Genomic DNA, 2,719 nt, shown 5'->3' on the forward strand with positions numbered 1-2,719 from the left:
ATCAAGGGTTGCGCTTGCTTTGGTTTAACCTGAGCGACTTAGTTTTTGCTGCGCTTTTTTTCTGGCTTGAGATTTTAGGTTCGACAGCAACTCCTTGATTGTTTTTTGAGTTACCCCTTGACAATCAAGACAGTCGCTACGTTCATCTTATATTTAATTCCACCCACCTACTTAGAATATGAAACTTATGTTCCTCTTGCAGATCAGCTTTTTACGATATACTTAGAAGAAATAAATAAGGTTTTGCTCAAGGATTTTTTGCAGATGGAAGGAACTATTTTACGCTTCGACACCTCCAATAACACAGGGGTTATCAGAGGCAATGACGGGACAAGATACCAGTTCACAAACTCCGATTGGAAGGACGAAAAAGAATTTCCCAGAGTGGGGTTATTGGTGAATTTTGAGGTTAACTTAAACAATGAACCCGTTGATATTTACTGTATTCCTAAAGATAAGGGAAAGAGAATATGGCAGTATGATGGATATCTGGTGATGTTGCGGGGGGCATCTCTACCAAATCGCTGTATCAAAACCAATCGCCCGGTAACGGGAAAAGAAGAACAGACTTTATCCTTTAATCCTTTATTCGTTAATTTTTCTGCCCTTTTTTCTGCCCTGATTAGAATCATTTTTTTAATTTTTGTGCCCTGGATTGTAACAATACCGGTTATCATTGCATATTTTGCTATGACAAAATACGAAAAAATCACTTTTGGACTTTCTCAAGAAGTTAAAAAACAGCACAGATTATTAACAGATAGGATTTTCTCGTGCGTAATTTTTGGGATGATTATGGCTGCTGCTACAATACATTTTTTGAATCTAGCATACGGAGATGGAATTGTCTCGGTTTCTTTAGTAATATTTGCACTATTGTGCTTGCCGTTTTGGTTGATTTTACGGAAATCGCCACTGTCAACTTCTGGAATTTCAATAGTCTGGATTCAGGGTGAATACATTTGCATCCGTGGAATCAATAAAGAATATCTTTCTGAGTTTCCTGAATGGAGTGATTATAGACGACGTGGTTAGTTTTTTATTTATCCGAAATCTTACCAGAAGCCTTAGAAATTGCCAGAGGGATTGGGTCTGAATACTACCGTGCAAAGGCATTAAAAACATTAACCGCCACATTAACCCCTGCTAATGTTGACTTATCTTTCTGGCAAGATGTCCTTCAGGCTTTGGGAACTCTCACTCGTCCTCGTTTCCTCGAAACTATTCCTAACTTAGTACCTTTAATCCTTCATTTTGAGGGAGAGGTCGCCTTAAGAGAAGTGTATCAAAGTATTAAGGATGTTAGTCGGTGGTGGAAATAATTCCCCTTATGATGTATAATGCTAGACCATAGCGGATAAGGTATTCAACCGCTCTAAAAACCTAGCTATCTAATCGATAGGCGCACCTTGAAAACTAGAGTTATAGGGTTCCATAAAGGATTGCTTTTATGGGTAAAAGCTCTAAGCATCAAGTACCAGAGAAACCAATTATTTTAGAGGTTTTGAACTGTATCGTAGGGCATACGAGAACAGGCTTCTGTAAGGTCGCGAAAGTCTGAGGAGAGACTCGCCTCTGGGTTAGATACCGCAAGGGGTCTGATTTAAGCGAACTCGTTGAGCCAGAAATTCTAATCAGTGATGATAGAAGAATCCACGTCCGTTCACGGCGCGGAGTATGTCAACTGAAGTGTTACCCGAAACCCTTAGAAATTGCCAGAACGATTGGGTCTGAATACAACCGTGCAGAGGCATTAAAAGCCTTAACCGCCACCTTAACCCCTGCTAATGTTGACTTATCTTTCTGGCAAGATATCCTTCAGGCTTTGGGTACTCTCACTCGTCCTAAATTCCTCGAAACCATTCCCAACTTAGTCCCTTTAATCCTTCATTTTGGGGGGGAGGTCGCTTTAAGAGAAGTGTATCAAAGTATTAGGGATGTTAGTCGCTGGTGGCGGTGATTCTCCTGTCAATAATTGCTATAATAGCTAAAATGGTCATAATGGCTAGTTTCTATAAAGGTTAGTTATGAAAACATTAGGAGCCTCAGAAGCAAAAAATCGCTTTGGCGAACTGTTAGACTTGGCTCGAAGAGAACCAGTAAAGATAGCAAAAAAGGGACGTAATGTTGCAGTCGTGCTGTCAATCGAGGAATTTGAGAGATTTTCCGAGTTAGAAAATCAACTTTTGGCTTTACAGGCAGAAAAAGCTCATCAAGAAGGTTTTATCGGAACAACAGAAAGTGAGGCTTTACTGTCAGAAATTTTAAATGCTTAAGATTAACCTATCTCGACAGACAACTAAACGCTTAAAAAAACTGCCAGATAAACACGCCAAACAAGTAGCCACAAAAATAACCGAACTGAGAACAAATCCCTATCCCCAAGATTCTCTAAAGTTAAAAGGATACTCCTATCATAGAGCCGATATTGGTGAATATCGAATCGTTTATCGTGTTGAGGAGCAAACACTAGAAATCTTGCTGATTGACAAACGAAACGATGATGAAATTTATAAACAACGGCTCTTCCGAACTTGTCATGTAAAATTAAAGAAAAAACAGACAATTATTGCTGACCAATAAAACAATAATTTATCTTTAAAAGCTGACTATGCTTGCAATACAGCAATTTATTGGTTAAAATATAGACAGCCAAGACCAGCAATTTTAGACACAAGCTATACTTATGCCATCAAATCCACAATTAAAGTTAATGACC

Annotated in this window: 4 protein-coding genes; all 4 read left to right on the plus strand. The window is 38.9% G+C overall.

Features of this window, described 5'->3' with window-relative positions; all coding sequences use genetic code 11:
* Nucleotides 1-117 precede the first annotated feature (117 nt).
* A complete protein-coding gene (locus PX484_RS01425) occupies nucleotides 118-1,035 on the plus strand; it encodes a hypothetical protein (protein WP_287665637.1) in 918 nt (305 codons plus the stop codon).
* Between the two features lie 152 nt (nucleotides 1,036-1,187).
* On the plus strand, nucleotides 1,188-1,322 hold the full coding sequence (locus tag PX484_RS01430) for a hypothetical protein (protein ID WP_287665640.1): 135 nt from the start codon (nucleotides 1,188-1,190) through the stop codon (nucleotides 1,320-1,322).
* 705 nt (nucleotides 1,323-2,027) lie between these two features.
* Nucleotides 2,028-2,276 carry a type II toxin-antitoxin system Phd/YefM family antitoxin gene (locus tag PX484_RS01435; RefSeq protein WP_002739617.1) on the plus strand — a complete coding sequence of 83 codons (249 nt, stop codon included), beginning with the start codon at nucleotides 2,028-2,030 and terminating at the stop codon, nucleotides 2,274-2,276.
* Nucleotides 2,269-2,583 carry a type II toxin-antitoxin system RelE family toxin gene (locus tag PX484_RS01440; RefSeq protein WP_287665643.1) on the plus strand — a complete coding sequence of 105 codons (315 nt, stop codon included), beginning with the start codon at nucleotides 2,269-2,271 and terminating at the stop codon, nucleotides 2,581-2,583. The genes PX484_RS01435 and PX484_RS01440 overlap by 8 nt, the downstream gene beginning before the upstream one ends.
* Nucleotides 2,584-2,719: the final 136 nt, after the last annotated feature.

It is taken from the genome of Microcystis sp. M49636_WE2, from assembly GCF_030065375.1.
GTDB lineage: Bacteria > Cyanobacteriota > Cyanobacteriia > Cyanobacteriales > Microcystaceae > Microcystis > Microcystis aeruginosa_C.

Coding starts and splice junctions, on each gene's coding strand:
- PX484_RS01435 (WP_002739617.1), top strand. CDS start 2,028: ATGAAAACATTAGGAGCCTCAGAAGCAAAAAATCGCTTTGGCGAACTG.
- PX484_RS01440 (WP_287665643.1), top strand. CDS start 2,269: ATGCTTAAGATTAACCTATCTCGACAGACAACTAAACGCTTAAAAAAA.